Annotated in this window: 16 protein-coding genes; 7 read left to right on the plus strand and 9 right to left on the minus strand. The window is 58.2% G+C overall.

Annotated elements, in window-relative coordinates; genetic code table 11:
* The first annotated feature begins 1 nt into the window (after position 1).
* From exbD to AAFM31_RS13165, 4 genes are read left to right on the plus strand one after another with little or no spacing between them, the layout of a single operon-like run.
* Complete coding sequence (exbD, locus tag AAFM31_RS13150) at positions 2-436, plus strand: TonB system transport protein ExbD (RefSeq protein WP_341708379.1); 435 nt, start codon at positions 2-4, stop codon at positions 434-436.
* Positions 436-1140: a TonB family protein gene (locus tag AAFM31_RS13155; protein WP_341708380.1), complete on the plus strand. Its 705-nt coding sequence runs from the start codon at positions 436-438 to the stop codon at positions 1138-1140. The genes exbD and AAFM31_RS13155 overlap by 1 nt, the downstream gene beginning before the upstream one ends.
* Positions 1141-1155: 15 nt before the next feature.
* A complete protein-coding gene (locus AAFM31_RS13160) occupies positions 1156-3771 on the plus strand; it encodes an ankyrin repeat domain-containing protein (protein WP_341708381.1) in 2616 nt (871 codons plus the stop codon).
* A gap of 45 nt (positions 3772-3816) precedes the next feature.
* Positions 3817-5343, plus strand: a complete 1527-nt coding sequence (locus tag AAFM31_RS13165; protein WP_341708382.1) for a phospholipase D family protein — start codon at positions 3817-3819, stop codon at positions 5341-5343.
* Positions 5344-5350: 7 nt separating this feature from the next.
* Here AAFM31_RS13165 and AAFM31_RS13170 read toward each other — a convergent pair whose 3' ends face one another.
* Positions 5351-5713 carry a DUF6746 family protein gene (locus AAFM31_RS13170; RefSeq protein ID WP_341708383.1) on the minus strand — a complete coding sequence of 121 codons (363 nt, stop codon included), beginning with the start codon at positions 5711-5713 and terminating at the stop codon, positions 5351-5353.
* Positions 5714-5802: 89 nt separating this feature from the next.
* On the minus strand, positions 5803-7245 hold the full coding sequence (cls, locus tag AAFM31_RS13175; RefSeq protein ID WP_341708384.1) for a cardiolipin synthase: 1443 nt from the start codon (positions 7243-7245) through the stop codon (positions 5803-5805).
* 98 nt (positions 7246-7343) lie between these two features.
* Here cls and AAFM31_RS13180 point away from each other — a divergent pair, with 98 nt between their 5' ends.
* Complete coding sequence (locus tag AAFM31_RS13180; RefSeq protein ID WP_341708385.1) at positions 7344-9305, plus strand: ion channel DMI1; 1962 nt, start codon at positions 7344-7346, stop codon at positions 9303-9305.
* Here the strand turns inward: AAFM31_RS13180 and AAFM31_RS13185 are convergent.
* The 6 genes from AAFM31_RS13185 to AAFM31_RS13210 form a co-directional block, all read right to left on the minus strand.
* Positions 9302-9640 (minus strand): TusE/DsrC/DsvC family sulfur relay protein, encoded by a 339-nt coding sequence (locus tag AAFM31_RS13185; RefSeq protein WP_341708386.1) that lies wholly within the window; start codon positions 9638-9640, stop codon positions 9302-9304. The genes AAFM31_RS13180 and AAFM31_RS13185 overlap by 4 nt on opposite strands.
* Positions 9637-9948: a sulfurtransferase complex subunit TusB gene (gene tusB / locus AAFM31_RS13190; RefSeq protein ID WP_341708387.1), complete on the minus strand. Its 312-nt coding sequence runs from the start codon at positions 9946-9948 to the stop codon at positions 9637-9639. Before tusB ends, AAFM31_RS13185 begins: the two co-directional genes overlap by 4 nt.
* On the minus strand, positions 9945-10298 hold the full coding sequence (gene tusC, locus AAFM31_RS13195) for a sulfurtransferase complex subunit TusC (protein ID WP_341708388.1): 354 nt from the start codon (positions 10296-10298) through the stop codon (positions 9945-9947). Before tusC ends, tusB begins: the two co-directional genes overlap by 4 nt.
* A gap of 1 nt (position 10299) precedes the next feature.
* A complete protein-coding gene (tusD, locus tag AAFM31_RS13200) occupies positions 10300-10689 on the minus strand; it encodes a sulfurtransferase complex subunit TusD (protein WP_341708389.1) in 390 nt (129 codons plus the stop codon).
* 67 nt (positions 10690-10756) lie between these two features.
* Entirely contained in the window at positions 10757-11422 is a 666-nt protein-coding gene (locus tag AAFM31_RS13205) for a Bax inhibitor-1/YccA family protein (RefSeq protein ID WP_341708399.1), read from the minus strand.
* Between the two features lie 138 nt (positions 11423-11560).
* A complete protein-coding gene (locus AAFM31_RS13210) occupies positions 11561-14131 on the minus strand; it encodes a CHASE domain-containing protein (protein ID WP_341708390.1) in 2571 nt (856 codons plus the stop codon).
* Between the two features lie 320 nt (positions 14132-14451).
* Between AAFM31_RS13210 and AAFM31_RS13215 the strand changes: the two genes are divergently transcribed.
* Positions 14452-16350, plus strand: a complete 1899-nt coding sequence (locus tag AAFM31_RS13215; protein ID WP_341708391.1) for an EAL domain-containing protein — start codon at positions 14452-14454, stop codon at positions 16348-16350.
* Positions 16351-16388: 38 nt separating this feature from the next.
* Positions 16389-16583, plus strand: a complete 195-nt coding sequence (locus tag AAFM31_RS13220) for a hypothetical protein (RefSeq protein ID WP_341708392.1) — start codon at positions 16389-16391, stop codon at positions 16581-16583.
* A 74-nt stretch (positions 16584-16657) separates the two neighbouring features.
* Here the strand turns inward: AAFM31_RS13220 and AAFM31_RS13225 are convergent.
* Positions 16658-16899: hypothetical protein (locus tag AAFM31_RS13225; protein WP_341708393.1), on the minus strand; the 242-nt coding region annotated here is incomplete at its 5' end.

Genomic DNA, 16899 nt, shown 5'->3' on the forward strand with positions numbered 1-16899 from the left:
TATGGGTATCCAGCTGAACTCAGGGCCACTGGTAAAACGGCACAACTACCAGGAAAACGCCGAGATGAACATCACGCCCTTTGTGGATGTGATGTTGGTGCTGCTGATCATTTTCATGGTTGCAGCGCCGCTCGCAACGGTCGATGTGCCGGTGGACCTGCCAAGTAACGCGGCCACCCCGAACCCGCCGCCGGAAGAACCGGTGTATGTATCGGTCCAGGAGGATGGGAAGCTGTTCGTGCAGGAGCAGGCCGTCGTTCTCTCCGAGCTGGCCGCCGGCGTGAATGCAGTTACCAGTGGTGACCTGCGCACTCGCTTGTTCCTGAGAGGCGATAAGGCGGTTGAATACGGCACGCTGATGCAAGTGATGAACACCCTGCAGAAGGCCGGTTATGCCCAGATCAGTCTGGTAGCCTCGGAAGAACTGGAGCCCTGATGAGCGCTTACCGAGAACGCAGCGGCTGGCCGTTCAGGCTGCTCGTGGTGTTTATTGCCATTGGGCTGCATGTGGCTTTGCTGGCGTGGCTGCAGGGGGCGCAATTTCGCCACCAGCCGCTACCTGCTACGGAGGTGATTGCCGTCGATCTGTACGTGCCGCCGCCACCACCGCCAGAACCGGAGCCAGAACCGGAGCCAGAGCCTGAACCGCTGCCAGAGCCAGACCCGGTGCCTAAACCGCCGCCACCAGTGGTGCAGCGCCCGACACCGCCGCCGGCAGCGCCGCCAAAACCCAGAGGGCCGCCGGTTCACAGCTTTGGCGCCAACCAGCAGTGGGCCGCGCCGCCCAGCCCACCGCCCGCTGCGGCCAGTGCCCGTGGCCGTATGGCACCCTCCGGCTACGCCGATACGGTGAAGGGCAGGGTGACGGCCAACCTGCAGCGGCCGGAGGGCGCAGTTTACAAGCCGCCGCCAGGCTACAAGGGCGACCCCAATGACTTCAAACGTCAGTGCTACATCCCATACGAAATTACTGTGGATGGACGCGGGCAGGTGGTTGGCTTCGAAATTGACCCGTGCGGCGACGCCCTGCTTGATCAGGCGGCACGCCAGGCGATTCAGCGAGCAGGCCCGTTCCCACCGCCACCGGGTGGCGGCGAAGGGCGTTACACCATTTACGGCACAGCTATCTTTCTGGACTGATTACGGAGTACTGGCATGATGACCCCATCGCGTATCGCTCTGGCAGTGAGTGTGATTGTTCTATCCGCCTGCGCCAGCGCACCGGTGCCGCCCAAACCCGAGCCGGACCTGACGCCGCGGCTGTCTGCGCTTCCTGCTCCGGGGCGGGCGAGCTTTGATTGCAGTGGGGCATTGCCCGAAGTGCATCGGCAAATCTGTGCCAATGACGGCTTATCCGCCCAGGACCGGGAGCTGACGACACTACTGCACCAGCGCCTCAACAGCATGGACCTGCCCGGCGCCCTGGTACTCGAGGCCAATCAGCGGCAATGGCTGCTGGCACGGGCTGGCACCTGTGGCCTCGGTACAGAGATCGGCACATCGATGCCATCGAACCCTGATGCGCAAGCTTGCCTCGCCAGCCTTTACCGTGAGCGTCTCAGTGAACTGCGCAACTGGCCTGATCCACAATCCAGGCCATCTGCGCAGCGCCATGCCTGGGCAAGCTACGCCGAGTTTCGGATAGCCGAAGATTTGCGCCCCGGTTTCTGTGGCGCGGTCAGCTCAGCCCTGAATCGCGGCCTGGCAGAAAGTGGAGAAACTGATATCAGCGCGCTGACAGGCGCAACGCTGCTAGCAGGCAGCCGAGCGAACCAGGCAGACACAAGCGCCGGCGGACACAGCTACCGTGTCGAACTCTATAATCCCGGCCTCTACGCGGGCTACCAGCAACGGGCCCGCGGCCTGCTGATAGACAACCGCGTAGTCATGGATCACCGCACCATGCCGGCCTGGATCGCCAAGCAACCGGGCTACGGCGGGCGGGCAAATGCTTCGTCGTCCCAGACCAGTGACTATGGCAGCATCGACCTGTTCAGTTATCAGGGCGAGACCCTTGCACTGGTGAACGAAACCTGGGGCTTTTACTCACCGGCTGCGCGTGGTGAATCCGCCTATGCCGGGGTATACGCACTGGGCAGCGACATCAAGCCGTTGTGCCTGTTCCAAAGCTATCTCACCCCACCGCGCACGGATAACCTGCGCGGCCTGCCAACCTACGCTCAATTGAACGCTGAGCTTCAGACGCTTGCTGGCGACCCGTTGCCCGGTTATGCACAAAGCGAGCGCAGGGACCTGTTCCAGCGCTGGAAGGAACGCCAATGGACGCTGCTAAACCTGCCGTTGCTCGGCGTGGATGAATACCGTCGCAGCGGGCGTGAAGGCGCAATCGCGGCCCGCAACGACGCGGCTATGGAGCAATTCTTTCAGTGGTCAGAGCGTAACATCGGCAACAAGCAGCGTTATCGGCGCTTGATGCCACTCCTGGCTCCAGCTCATCAGGAGCTACGAAGCATGTTCGTCGGCCAGGGGCTGACTGACGCCGAGGCTGCAACTGCAGCAGATCTGTTGTTCCATGAAACCTTCGCGCGCAGCATGGAGAACTTGCAGTTGCCAGAGCAATCGCCGTCAATGCCGCTGCCGCCTTTCACCCGTTACCAGGCGCGTTACCCGATCGCACCGCAGCCCGGCGCTCTCGAGCAGGGTCGGCAATTTGCCACTCTGCACAGTGTCGTACTCAACGGCGCGCCGCTTAACGTAGTTGCCGACTTCGTCGACTACGAAACCGAAGTCCTGGGCAGCGACCGTGGCATCGGCCCGGATGGAGACACTGCGCTGATGGCCGCGGTGGCCACGCCCGACACGTTAGCACTGTTATTGCAGCTTGGATTCGACGTCAATGCGCGCAACCAGTGGGGGCGTACGGCGCTGATGACGGCGGCGCAGCACGGAGAGAGCGAGTCAGTTCGACGCCTGCTTGCCGCTGGCGCTGATCTGTATGCGGAAACCCGCATGGCACCAGATGCAGGCGTCGGAGGGCCGGATCGCAAGGAGGCAGCAATGGGCCGTCAGACCGCACTGTTGCTGGCGGCCAGTAGCGGGGATGAAGCGACTATCCGGACGTTGATGGATGCCGGCGCCATGCGTCAGGCATGGCGTGGCTATGACAGTCAGATCTGTCGAGTGATGGAGGCCAACAGCAGTCTGACCGATAGTCAGCGCAGCGCCTTCAAAGCCTCGGAGCTGTGTGCCTCAACCTACGCGCCGCTTCCGGTAAGCGCTCAAAAACCCGTGGATATCCGTGCTGGTGATGAACTGGTCATTCGAGAGGACGGTCAGGGCTATGCCATTCGCCTTGTTCGACGTCCGCCAATGACCTTGTTTGGCCGCCCAACGCAAATGTCGCCACGGGACATGGCCTCGGACATAGGGCCGCTCGCGATCAATGTTGCTACTACAGCAAGTCGGCGCGCGAAGGTACGTGTGGCCGGCCCGTTGAATCTGGTCTTTGATGATCTCAGTGCCAATACACCTGAACTTCTGCAGTTCCAGGTCAGCTTTCCTGTCAGCGGGACGCCGGTTACACAGCCGGGATACCGGGTTTTGACGGTGCCGGAACAGCAGGTTTTGAGTCTCGACTTTGACCCCGCCCGCCATAACGTAGAAGCCGCATGGCGCGCTTTGTACGGAGCCGCCTATACTCAGGGCCTGAGACCTGCAAAAACAGGTTATGTAGTGATCGACAACCGTGGTGCACGGCGATTTAGCTACCAGCTGGTTGTCACTGATCAGTACGACGAACAGGAAAACTAGCCGTTTTCCGCTTGGGAGAACGGCTACATTGAATGGGGCGATTTCATGTTGCGACAGTTCTCCTTGATCGCAGCAACCTGTCTGGTGATGGGTTGCGCGACGGCGGGTATGACCCACGACGAGCTACCAACCTATTACATGCCGGCAGACTCCGGGACCAAGCTGGCTAAGTACCTGGCCCATCAGCAGCCCGCAGATCCGAATCAGTCCGGGTTCATTCTGCTGCACAACGGCGCGGATGCACTTGCCGCTCGCATCCGGCTGATTGACATGGCCGAGCACAGCCTCGATATCCAGTACTACATCTATAACACCGACACCACCGGTGGTTTAATTACCGAGCACCTGCTCAAGGCGGCTGATCGCGGCGTACGTGTGCGACTGCTTATCGATGATGTGGGCGCGAGCCTTGAAGACGTCAAGGTTGCTACTGTGGACTTGCACCCGAACATTGATGTGCGCCTTTACAATCCGCTCAGCCTGCGTAGCGAATGGGCGAAAATTTTCAGCAAGCTCGGTGAGTTTGGACGCATCAACTACCGTATGCACAACAAGGTCATCGTTGCGGACAACACCGCCTTGATTACCGGTGGACGAAACATTGGGGATGAGTATTTCGCCCTCAGCGACGTCGATTTTCAGGACGTCGATGTCATCGGCATCGGTCCAATTGCCGACAAAGCATCGGATAGCTTCGACAACTTCTGGAACAGCGGCATCGCCATCCCGATAGGTGTCATGGCCGAAGACCGACACGCCGATGACCTATCCAGCATGCGCGCCAATCTCGGCTCCGCCAGCCGTCAGGCAGAGCGCAATCCCTACGTTCAGGCGGTAGATAACTCACGATTCCTGAATGGGCTCGGCGGTAGCGACCTCGACTGGCATTGGGCTGATGCCAAGTGGTTCTACGACGACCCATCCAAATCAGACCCACACGGTGATGGCAATAAGATCGCGTTCCTTGGCCGTAGTCTGGTTGAACCAATCAATCAGACAGAGGAAGAGTTGCTGCTGACCTCCGCCTACTTTGTTCCGCGCAGAGGAGGGGAGGATATGCTATTGAGTTTGATCGACCGCGGGGTGGATGTATCCGTACTGACCAATTCACTGGCCACAACAGACGTGCTGGCGGTACACAGCGGTTACGCCAAGTCTCGTGAACGGCTATTGGAAGGCGGCATGAAACTCTGGGAACTGAGGCCGATTGCCGGCCAGCAAGAGCGCGCCAGCCCCTTTCTGGGCGAATCGCTTGCCAGTTTGCATGCCAAAACATTCGTTTTTGACCGTCGCGCGGTGTTCGTCGGGTCCGTTAACCTGGACGCGCGCTCCATCAAGCTGAACACCGAAGCGGGCGTGTACATCGAAAACCCGGAACTTGCTCAGGAGATGGTCGAGCTGTTCGAACGGTGGACCTCTGAGGACTACGCTTTCAAGGTCGATCTCGACGACGGCGGTGATTTGCGCTGGACAGCGGAAGGCAAGACCTGGGATACCGAGCCAGATGCCGGACGGTTCCGTCGCTTCATGAGTTGGACGTTGGGATGGCTGCCGCTATCTGGGCAGCTCTGAAGCCCGCTCATTCCCGTCCAGACAACCAAGCCCCAACGGCGGCGAGATACGCGCCGCCGCAACGGGCGACTTCATTTGAGTCACGGTTTTCCACGGCTTGGTGCAGTGACTCGAGGGGCTCGGCCACGGCTGCAGCAGGTGTGCCCAGCTGCAGCAAATCGCACTCCAACTGGTAGCTCAGCTCATCGATCTGGCTCAGTGTCTGCTGATCCAGAGGCTTACCCAATAACTGTTGCAAGGATTGACTATGGGCGCTCAGCTGCAGGACTGAAGTCTGCACAGACGAAGGTGTTGCAGGTGCAGTGTTTCCCAACGCGGCCGGAGCCATCATGCTGACCGTCAGACTGACGGGGATCAGATACACTCTCATCGACTTTCTCGCTAATGACAATCAATCTCATTTGCGAGTTTAGCCAAAAAACAATCCGACGCAACCGTTTCCAACAATTTTATTTGCAATCAAAGCAACGGGCTGAGGAAGAACATCATTCGCTCGGTCACCCGGGCGACGCTGGAGCGGCGTTGCCACTGCGCGAGCTCAAGTACCTGGCTATCGGCGAGATAGCCCTCCAGTAAGCGTTTTATGGCAGCGCACGCTTCGGGCGAGAAAAGAGTGACCGTCAGCTCGAAGTTCAGTTGAAGGCTGCGGATATCCAGATTGACGCTGCCCACCAATGCCAACTGGTCATCCATCAACATGGCCTTGGTATGCAACAAACCACCTCGGAATAGATAAATCTCGCCGCCGGCTTCCAGGAAACGTTCGTAGTAGGCGCGGCTGGCCCAACCCACCAGATGCGAGTCGTTGCGCTCAGGCACCAGCACTCTGACCCTGACGCCACGGCGTGCGGCCTGGCACAGGGCTTCGAATATGGCTTCAGATGGAACGAAGTAGGGCGTACTGATAGTGATGCTGTCGTTTGCTCGGTAGATGCTCGATAGCACCGCTTGACTGATCAGGTCTTCACCCATACCGGGGCCAGACGGCAGAATAGACAGCCACTTGTAACAACTGGGTGGGCTGGGTGGCGCCGGAGCCAAGCGCCGCACGCCGGTTTCCACTTCCCAGTCCCACGCAAACACCTTGTCCAGTCCACGTGCCGCCGGGCCGTCCAGGCGCAACATGATATCCACCCACTCACCAACCTTGGCTTCTTTCTTGAAGTGGCGGGGGTCGGCCATGTTCATCGAACCGGTGTACGCCAGATGACCGTCGATGACGATCAGCTTGCGGTGCAGTCGCAGGTCGATACGTTGAGCCAGAGCACGCCAAAGGCGAACCGGCAGGGCGGGAACAACCTCGATACCTGCGTCGATAAAGCGCTTGCGCCATTTGGAGCGAAAGAACGGTCGACTGCCGGCATGATCGATCAGTAACGATACCTTTACGCCCCGCGCGCTGGCTGCGATCAGCGCGTCACCCAGTTCGTCCACCCGCCCGCCGGGGTACCAGATATACGTCTCCAGATGAATACTCTGCTCGGCGTTGCGGACGTCCTCACAGAGCCGGCTGAAAATTTTCTCAGGCGTGTCGAGCAACTCCATTTGCTGATAACCCAGCGCGCCGATACCAAGACGCGTTTCGATCAGCTGGCGAATGCCTTGCACCAGCGGCCCGCCAGGCAAGGGGGCTTTAACCGCTTGAAAGTCCTCGGCAATACTTTGGAGAAAGGGCTCCAACATGCCCTCTGCGCGTCGCGCACGCTGGCGCCCGAGATTCAACTCGCCGAACATCAGATAGAGGATGGCGCCAACCAACGGCAGGATATAGATAACCAGCAGCCAGGACAGGGTGACGCTGACAGGATTTCGGCGGCCAATGACCCGAAAGGTGACCACGGCTGTAAAAAGCCAGTAGAGTACCGCCAGGGCAATGCCAATGATGTGTTCGATATAACTCATGTGGGATTGAACAGATAACCTGTCCTGACGTCCAAGAGGGCAATCTAGCAGGATTTCTACAAGCCGTTAAGAACAACCCGCCGCGAGACTCTCACCGCATGTTGCCATTCTCCTTTGTTGATCGCCTGCGCTATCTGGTTGAGCGTCAATTCGTAAAAGGTGCGCACTACCAGCTGCTCGTCGTTGCCGCGTTTATCGCGCTGATTTCGTTCATTGGCGGCTGGCTGGCGTGGCCAACCGGAGCAGGAGAAAGTTTGGCGGACTCGGTCTGGTGGGCGTTCTTGCGCTTGACCGATCCGGGCTATCTGGGCGATGACCAGGGTAGCTGGCGACGCATTATCTCAACCGTTCTGACGCTGAGCGGCTACGTCGTATTTCTCGGCGCGCTGGTTGCGATCATGACCCGCTGGTTGATTGCCATGATGGTCAAGCTTGAACAGGGCCTGACGCCCGTTACCGTCAGTGGACATATCGTCATTCTTGGCTGGACCAACAGAACCATTCCGCTGGTGCAGGAAATTCTCGACGCGAATGGCGGTATCCAGCGCCTGCTCAAGGCGCGACTAACCAAGCGCCTGCGCCTCGTTATTCTCGCTGAAGACGTCACCGCCGAGCACGTTCACGAACTGCGCGCCGTGCCCCAGATTCGCAAGCATATGAGCAATATCATCCTGCGCTCGGGCACCGCACTCCAACCTGAGGATCTCGATCGCGCAGCGTGCCTGCAAGCCGCAGTCGTGCTTATCCCGGGCCGCAACCAGTCGGCGGGTTCTTTGGTCAGCAGCGACGTGGAGGCAATCAAAGCCCTGTTGACGCTGCAGGCCCAGGCAACGCAACGCGGGATCACTCCGCCGTATGTCGTTGCCGAGGTCGATGACAGCCGAAAACTGGCGGTCATGCAGCGGGCCTACTCCGGCCCACTTGAGGTCCTGGCCAGCGATGCGCTGGTGAGCAGGCTGTTTGCGCAGTCGATCATCCACCCGGGGCTGCCAGAGCTGTTTGGTGAAGTCATGACGGTGCATGACGGCAACGAGTTCTACATACGCTCAACCGATAACTGCGTGGGACAAACCCTCGCGGATATCGGCAGCCGTAGCCCCGAGGCAATAGTCTGTGGCCTGATGCGACCGAGCGGCGATCGCTGGCGTACCTGGCTGAACGCGCCGACCAGCGAAGTGATCCAGCCGGGTGACAAACTGGTAATGCTGGCCCGTGCCTATGAGCAGGCAGAACCACCGGGGCAACAAAGTATCGCTGCCATTCGACCGCTGCAGCGTCCGTCGTCTTCGGTTCCCCCTGCGATACAGACCGGAGGTTTACGCCGCATCCTGGTACTCGGCTGGAGTCGCAGAGTCCCCGCACTGATCAATGAACTCGCGGGCTATGCAGATCATCGTTTTGAAGTACATAGCGTTGCAGTGGTAAAGGCAACCGAGCGCCAGGCCATGATATCCAGCTACAGTGAACGCAGCTCACGTGTAGAGTGCCATTTCATCGAGGCAGACTACATGGTCGAAGGTGTACTGAATCCACTGATGGGGCAGCGTTTTGACACCATCGTACTGGTGTCATCTGATCGGCTGGACAGCGGGGAGGAGGCGGACGCCCGGGCAATGGTTGGCTACCTGATCGTAGATGAACTCCTGCGCGAACGCGCCACCAGGCCACAAATTCTGCTTGAACTGAGTGATTCGGCCAACGAAAGCCTGGTAGTGCGCAAGCGCGGTGAGAGCATCGTCAGCCCGATGATCCTGAGCCACCTGATGGCACAAGTTGCTCAACGACGGGAACTCGGACTGATGTTTGAAGAGCTGCTGACCACCGGCGGACCGGAGTTGATGTTTTATGACCTTCAGCGGTACCCGATGCAAAGCGTAACAACCTTCGCGGACCTTGAGGCCGTCGCCGCGTTGCACGGTGACACTGCGCTGGGCGTATATCGCCTGAAGCCGGACGAGCAGGGTAAGCGCTTGCAGCTGAACCCGCAAAGAGACAAGCCTCTGCGGCTGCTAGAAGGTGATCAACTAGTGGTGCTGACCACCCTGCCAGAGGCAAATTAAAGGCAATTTTCCGGTTTCGGCAGGCCGGCTATCTTGCTGCCGAGCTTGGCGGGGCTGCCTGGAAAAAGAGAAAGCAAATACATGCTGCTGCCTTTGTCCTTGCCAAGCTCCTGGCCAACGTACTTGACCAGCGGACGCATTGCCGGTGACAGCTGAAAGGTCTCATAGAAGCGGCGCAGCAACAGAACGACTTCCATATGCGCAGGGGTCAGCTCAATGCCTTCCTGTGCTGCCAGCGCATGGGCAACGCCTTCAGACCAGTCTTCCAGCGATACCAGAAATCCTTCCTTGTCGACCGGAATAGCTCGCCCGTCAGCAGTAATGAATTCGCTCACCAGCTCATCACCTTGTCGTACTGAGTACATAGCTCGACCATCCCCGGATAGTCGATCAGCTTGACGCGTGGAGGCAAGTCGTCGATCGCCAGGCCTCGGGCCAACACGTCAGACTCCAGCGCGAATAGCTTCACGCTGGCCGGTAACAGCTGCATCGCGTTAATGGCGCTGGTATGCGGCAACAGGGCATACACTGCATCCTCTATCAGCAGCAGCCCTTGCTGCGGGCCAATGACCCGGAGGCTGCTGGCGAAGTGTGTGTCATCCTGCGGCGCGTGACGCAGCAGATGTATCAGCGTAGCGCTCATAGGGTTACCACCTGATCATGATGCTCAAGCAACGTCGCTATCTCGGAGCTGTCTACCGCCTTGCAGGACAATGCCAATCGCCCCGGCTGCAAGCCCCGTTCGGCCAGCGAGTGGTGGCACACAAACAGGTCTTCAACGCCAAACATCGGCAGCGCCTGGAGGTTGGAGGAGACCGGTTTCTGCTCGATCAACGAAGACTCCTGCCCCGGGAGCAGTTGCAGCACGCCAGCATCCATAAACAGGACGCTTACCGGTACGCCGAACGCCGCTGCCGCCAGCGCCAGATCAAGCGCTTCCCGGGCGGCAACCGAGGTTGGAGGTTGCCGGCTAATAACCAGCAAACTTTTCAATTCAGGTTCCAAAGGTCACCGCCCGATCTGCTGTCTGCAGCGCATCAACCCATTGTCCCAGTCCCGACAGCACCCAGGGCTCGCCGGTGTTAGCTGCAGGCCGCTCCCAGCGATCTGCCTCAGCGGTATTGAGTACACCCCGGCGCAATGCCGCCGCAATGCACACCACGGCATCAAGGTCGTTTTCTGCGATAAACGCTTTCCAGCGACGCGCAAGGTCGCATTCGTCCTGTGGTTGCACACTCAAGTTAGAGGCGAGATGCACCGCGTCGCGGTAGAAAAACAGTCGGCTGATCTGGTGACCGCTTGCAAGCACCGCCTCGGCAAACTTTAAGGCACTGCGTGCCGCAGGGTCCTGCGGGCCAGCCAGCAAGGCAATGGCAAACTTCATGTTATTCCGCTCATAAACAAAATGGCCCGCCAAAGGGCGGGCCACTGAGTATAACGCAGCTCCAGGCTCAGTCGTCGCTGAAGATGCCCAGCAACTGGAGCAGACTGAGAAACAGGTTATAAATCGAGACGAACAGGGTGATGGTCGCCATGATGTAGTTGTCTTCTCCGCCATGGATGATCGCGCTGGTCTGGTACAGGATCACTGCGGAAGAGAACAGCACAAAACCAGCAGAGATAGCCAGTTGCAGACCGCTGATCTGAATGAAGAAGCTGGCAACAACGGCACACATCAGCACGATGCAGCCGGCCATGATAAAGCCTGACAGGAAGCTGAAGTCCTTGCGGCTCAGGATGGCGTACGCCGAGAGACCGAAGAACACAACGGCTGTCATGCCCAGCGCCATGGACACCAGCTGCCCGCCATTGGGCAACGACAGGTAGGCATTCAGAATCGGGCCAAGGGTGTAGCCGAGAAAACCAGTGAAGGCGAAGGTGCTGACGAGCCCCCAGCCGGAATTACGCAGTTTGGTCGTCAGGAACAGCAAGCCGTAAAAGCCGACCAAAGTGACGATGAGCCCGGGGTAGGGCAGGTTCAGGCTCATGGACACGAAGGCGACTACTGCACTGAAGGCCAGTGTCAACGCCAGCAGTGAGTAGGTGTTGCGGAACAGCTTGCTGACTTCCGCTTCGCTGACGCCAGCGTGTTGAAGGGTAGTGTTGTGTTCCTGCATGTTCATGCACAGCTCCTGTATTGGAAAGCAAAAATCCTTTGACTAGCACCGATCATACGTCTTGAGTGCTGCAAATCAAGCGCTGTGCAGTGCCGAACTATTTCTATTCATGTGAAACAGGGCGTTGTAAGCGCAGTTTCACTGACCGAGCGCGCGTTGGATTACCTCTTCAAGCAGACTGAGCAGCCGCTTCTCGTCCACTGGCTTGTCCAGCCAGGCTAGATACTCGTCGGGATCCCCCTGCAGCAGCCGTTGACCTTCATCGCAGTACGCAGACACGACCAAGATCGGCATGCGCTGGTACTCGGGCTCCGCACGCAGCTCTCGAATGAGGTTCAAGCCATGCCCGTCCTGCAACCGCAGGTCGGTTACCACAGCGTCGAAACGTTCCTGTTGGAGCAGAACGTGGGCTCCATGCAGCGTGATGCTGGTGGTTGGCAGGTAACCTGCCTTGCGCAAAACCAGGGCAATAAAGTCAGCGATCATCGGATCATCATCGACCACCAGTACGCTGAGGGTGCGCGAGGGTGGTTGCAGCTCTGGAGCGGCCTCTTGCACACGCTCTACCGGCAGGCTGAACCAGAAGGTCGCGCCGTTCGGAGGCTCCGACACAAAACCAACCTCACCATTCATTTGTTCAATCAGTTCTCGGGATATGGCCAGCCCCAGCCCCGTCCCGGGCTGCTTGCGCTTATCCGACCCGTCCGCTTGAGCAAACTTGCCAAACACCTGCTTCTGAAACTCTTTCGGAATCCCGTCCCCCTGATCGCGGACGCTGACAACTACCTGCGGGTGATCAACCTGCACTTCGACCATGACGTCTGCGCCCTCTGGCGAGAACTTGATGGCATTGGACAGATAGTTGTTGAGAACTTGATGCAGACGCATGTTGTCGACCCGCACCCATACATCTGCAACGTCTCCACACTGCAGGCCTATGCTGCGACTCTCAGCAAACGCGCGGTTGGCGTTGATCGCTTCCTGAATCAACTCCTTGAGTCGGTGCGAGCGCATTTCAAACTTCATTTTGCCCGCTGCCAGCTTTTCCATATCCAGCAAGTCATTAATCAGATGATTCAGACGCTGGCTGTTACTTTCGGCAATTTCCAGCATCTTGCGCATCGCTTCGGGAATCACACCGAGCGATCCGCTATTGACGATGGTAAGCGCGCCGGAGATGGAAGTTAGCGGAGTGCGAAGCTCATGGCTGACGGTCGACACAAACTGGCTTTTCATTTGCTCGACGCGTTTCTGTTCAGTCAGATCCAGCATGGTGCCGCTGACGCGCACGGCATGGCCCTCGTCATTGCGCTGAATTGCGCCTCGGAGCAACACAGGCACCAGGTGCCCAACTTTATGACTAAGGCGCGTCTCCGCCGAAAACGCAGTTTGCTCCGAATAAATAGCCTCACGCAGCTGCTTGATCAGGGCGTGCCTTGCATCAGGAGCCAGTAGTGCCTGCCAGCGGTGTAGCGACTGGTAATCACTCAGCGGCGGGTATCCGAGCATTTCCCAGGCCCGTGACGATGCCATGAATTGCATGTCTGGCAAATTAACGTCCCACCAGCCGTCGTTGCTGCCCTTGAGTACAAGGCGCTGGCGTTCCTCACTCTGGCGCAGGGCCGCATTACTGGTACGCAACTGCTGCGTCATGCGTCGCGCCAACACTTCGGCCTGATCTCTGCGCAATACGAGGAGGGTAGCCATGGCAAACAGAAGGGTGCTGATGCAAAGTCCGACGACGACGATCCAGATGCTGCTGTTATAGCGCTGATCGAAGGATGCCGTGCTGTTGAACTCCAGCACCCAATCGCGGCCATACAGACTTAACTCAACGTGTCGTGTCAGCGCGGGAGTTGAGCGGGCTTCGCCAATGTCAGAAAACAGCACAGGGTTATCGAGGCCTTCCGCAGCATCGAGCAAACGGTAGCCAATACCCGGAGTGAGCGGCCCGAGAATGCCTGCCAACAGATCGCCCATCCGATAAGGGCTGTAGACGAACCCTCTGAGTGCAGCCATACGCTGCTCAGCGGTACTCAACGGCATATCCTGATGGTAAACCGGCACATACATTAGAATGCCGGCCTGAATGACCCCGTGGGTTTCCTGCAGCAGTTTGACCGGCCCGGTAACCCGCGTTACGCCCGACTCTGCGGCGGCCCGCATCGCTGCGTGACGGGTAGGCTCGGAATACATGTCGTAGCCGAATGCGGCCAGATTGCGCCCGGCGAATGGCTCAAGATAAACGATCGACGTGTAGATCTCGCGATCACCCTCCGGGTGAACCCTGAAATCAGCATAACCTTCAGCGCGAACGGTTTCGACGAACGTCTCAAGCTGATTGGGGGCGACCACCTGCGCGTAGCCAACTCCAAGGATGCCCGGATAGGTCTCAGACAAGCGCAGCCGCTCAACCAGAATACGCCACTCCTCGCGATCCACCTCGCCACTGGCGTCAAACAGGCCTGCACCGCCAAGCAGTATCTGCTCGTGATCGATCATCCGCTTGCGGATCGTCTCGGTTATGTCATCGGTCAGTAGACCAAACTCACGCTCAGCTGAGCGGGTTTCCTGGTCTACCAAGTAGATCCAGACAAGCATGGTAGTCAGAAGCCCGAGGGCCAGCACAAACCAGGCGATAGCATTACGCCTGCTGAAAACCGCTTGAAGTTGGTGTCGCGCGGCGTTGGAAGATTCGTTCTCGGTCATCCGGTATTCCTAGAGAAACAGGGCGCAACAGCCTGACAGGCGCTCCGGTTGCATAATAGTAGGCGAACAGAGACTCCGCATAGACCTGCGTCAGCAATCCATTAGTCTCGTGTTTGCCTGGATTTCATTATTTCTTCGACAGAAATCAATTTATTTGACGTTGAAAAAATGGCGCAACCCCGCTTGCCAGATGGGTTGCGCCTAGAATGGTGCCGAAACCCGCGGGGGAGCGGGGTTGTGCGAGTTAATGAGAACCGGTAGCGTTCCGCACTTTACCTTTAAATAGCCACCTAACGTCGTATCATCAGGAACCAGGGCGCATGGAAACCGCAGAAGTTGAAAGCAGGGCTGATGACGACTTTTTCTCGCAGCTGCGCCAACGGCAAACCCAGCGCCTGAGCATGATTGCGGTCCTGCTGACCCTTGTACTGATAAGCATGGGGATACGCGCGCTGCTGATTGGCGGCTGGTGGGATGTTGCTCTTGTAGCGGTCGCCTTCATCTCCCTGTTGATTGCCCGGCAGTTCAGGGCCCGGGACAAGGCGGAACGCGCCGTCGGTGTCGCCTTGGTGATGCTGACGCTCCTGCTCAGCTTTTCTATGTGGATGAATCAGGGCCTCTACAGCGGGGCGCTGGTAGGTTTTCCTGCCTTATTGGTGATAGCGGGCGTCACCGCTTCCATTCGGTTGTTCTGGACGCTGCTGGCAATCATGCTGATCGTCGTCGCGCTTATCAGCGGTGCTTCGTATCTCGAGTATCGGATCTTCGAGCCAGCACCACTCGGCATCGGGCGCTGGCTTATCGTCAGCAGCATGCTGCTGGTTTCAGGTGCCACGATTGCCTGGTTGATGCATGAAATGAGCAGCATGCAGCAGTCCCTGCAAGCCGAAGCCAAACGACTGCGCTGCTCGCAGGCAAAGCTCACGCATCTGGTCGGGCATGATGCGCTGACTGGGCTATCCAATCGGAAGGCGTTCAACAGCCATGTCGAGCAGATGCTTGCTGAAGCGCGCGAGCGGCAGCGGACACTCGCACTCCTGTATATGGACATGGACAATTTCAAGACCATCAACGACTCGCTTGGGCATGCAGCCGGGGACGAGTTGATTCGCTCTGTCGCGTGGCGATTGAAACAGGCGGTGCGCGATGCGGATACGCTCAGCAGGCAGGGCGGTGATGAGTTTGTGATGGTGCTGTCGAATATCGACGATGTTCAGACCGCAATCACTATTGCCCGGCGCATGCAGGAGGTTGTTGCCCAGCCATTTGAGGTTGGCTCAAAGCAGCTGCTCACCTCGTTGTCGGTTGGCATCGCGCTATTCCCAGCGGATGGCCACGACGCAGACACCCTCGTGCGCAAGTCGGAAATGGCGATGTTCGAGGCGAAGAAAGCGGGGCGCAACACCCACTTCGTGCACCAGGAAGACATGTCGTCAGACAGCCATGAGCGACTGAATATCGAGCAGGCTTTGCGCCAGGCAATAGCCCATGACGAACTGGAGCTGCATTACCAGCCCATCATTGCTCTTAACGGTGCCAGACTGGTCGGTGCCGAAGCATTGCTGCGCTGGCAGCACCCAGAACACGGCTTGCTGGCCCCGGACCGTTTCATGGATGTTGCCGAACAGTCCGGGCTTATCGTCGAAATCGGCGAATGGGTCCTGAATCAGGCTTGCAGGGAAGCGGTACGTTGGCAGCAGGAAGGGCTGCAACAGTTAACCGTTTCGGTGAATCTTTCTGCCGTCCAGGTACGCCGCAACAACCTTGAAAGCATGGTTGCCACGGCCCTTGCCGATAGCGCGCTAGCGCCTGAGCTACTGGAGCTGGAACTCACGGAGTCGATGCTGCTGGAGAAATCCGAAGAGTTTCTGCAGTTGCTGCGCAATCTGAAGCAGATGGGCGTAACTCTGGCGATTGACGATTTCGGCACCGGTTATTCCAATCTGTCTTACCTCCAGCGCTTCCAGGTTGATCGACTGAAGGTCGACAAATCATTTGTCAGCAACCTCAGCAACAGTGACCAGAACCTGGCGATCGTTACCGCGGTTATCCAAATGGCACACAGCCTGAAGCTGGAAGTCACCGCAGAAGGCATCGAGCATCAACTGGTCCAGCGCATCCTGACGTCACTTGGCTGTGATCATGCGCAGGGATATCTGTTTTCCCGGCCGTTGGAGCAAGACAGCTTTCTGGATTACGCTCGCAGCTATACGAACTGATCGTTCGACAGTTAACCAAAGGCAATGGAGGCCTTCACATGAGTCTGGATGACCGCGACTGGTATCGCGAGGATGCGAAACGCAGGGCGCAACTTCCGCATTATTCCCCACGCAACGCGGCGCGCCGTTTTGCCGTCACGCATTCACACAAGGCGCGAAAGCGTCGTTTCCCATTATGGCTTTTCGTGATCGCCGGGGCTGTTGTCTCTGAACTAATAAGGCACTTCGCATAATATATATTATGTTAAATAGTGTATTCGCTTACTCATAGCTGACAACACCTGATCCCTTCGCCGCCCTTACGCGGCTAGTTCACCGCGCAGAGATCGCTCTGTGCAGCTGTTCCGGATTGAGCGCTCAGCAAGCGCTTAATGAGCACGATGTTCTGCTGGTTGTCTGGCTGGTCGCGCAAGGCAATCTGAACCGCCCCGGGTTTCGCGGAGGCTTCAACTCCTGAGAAGATGAAGCCATGAACAAGACAAACAAGTTTTCCCCGGGTTCTACCCCGTTTCCACGGACGGTTATAAAACGGCTGTAAGTTTTCGATCC

It is taken from the genome of Halopseudomonas sp. (assembly GCF_038130085.1).
Classification (GTDB): Bacteria; Pseudomonadota; Gammaproteobacteria; order Pseudomonadales; family Pseudomonadaceae; genus Halopseudomonas.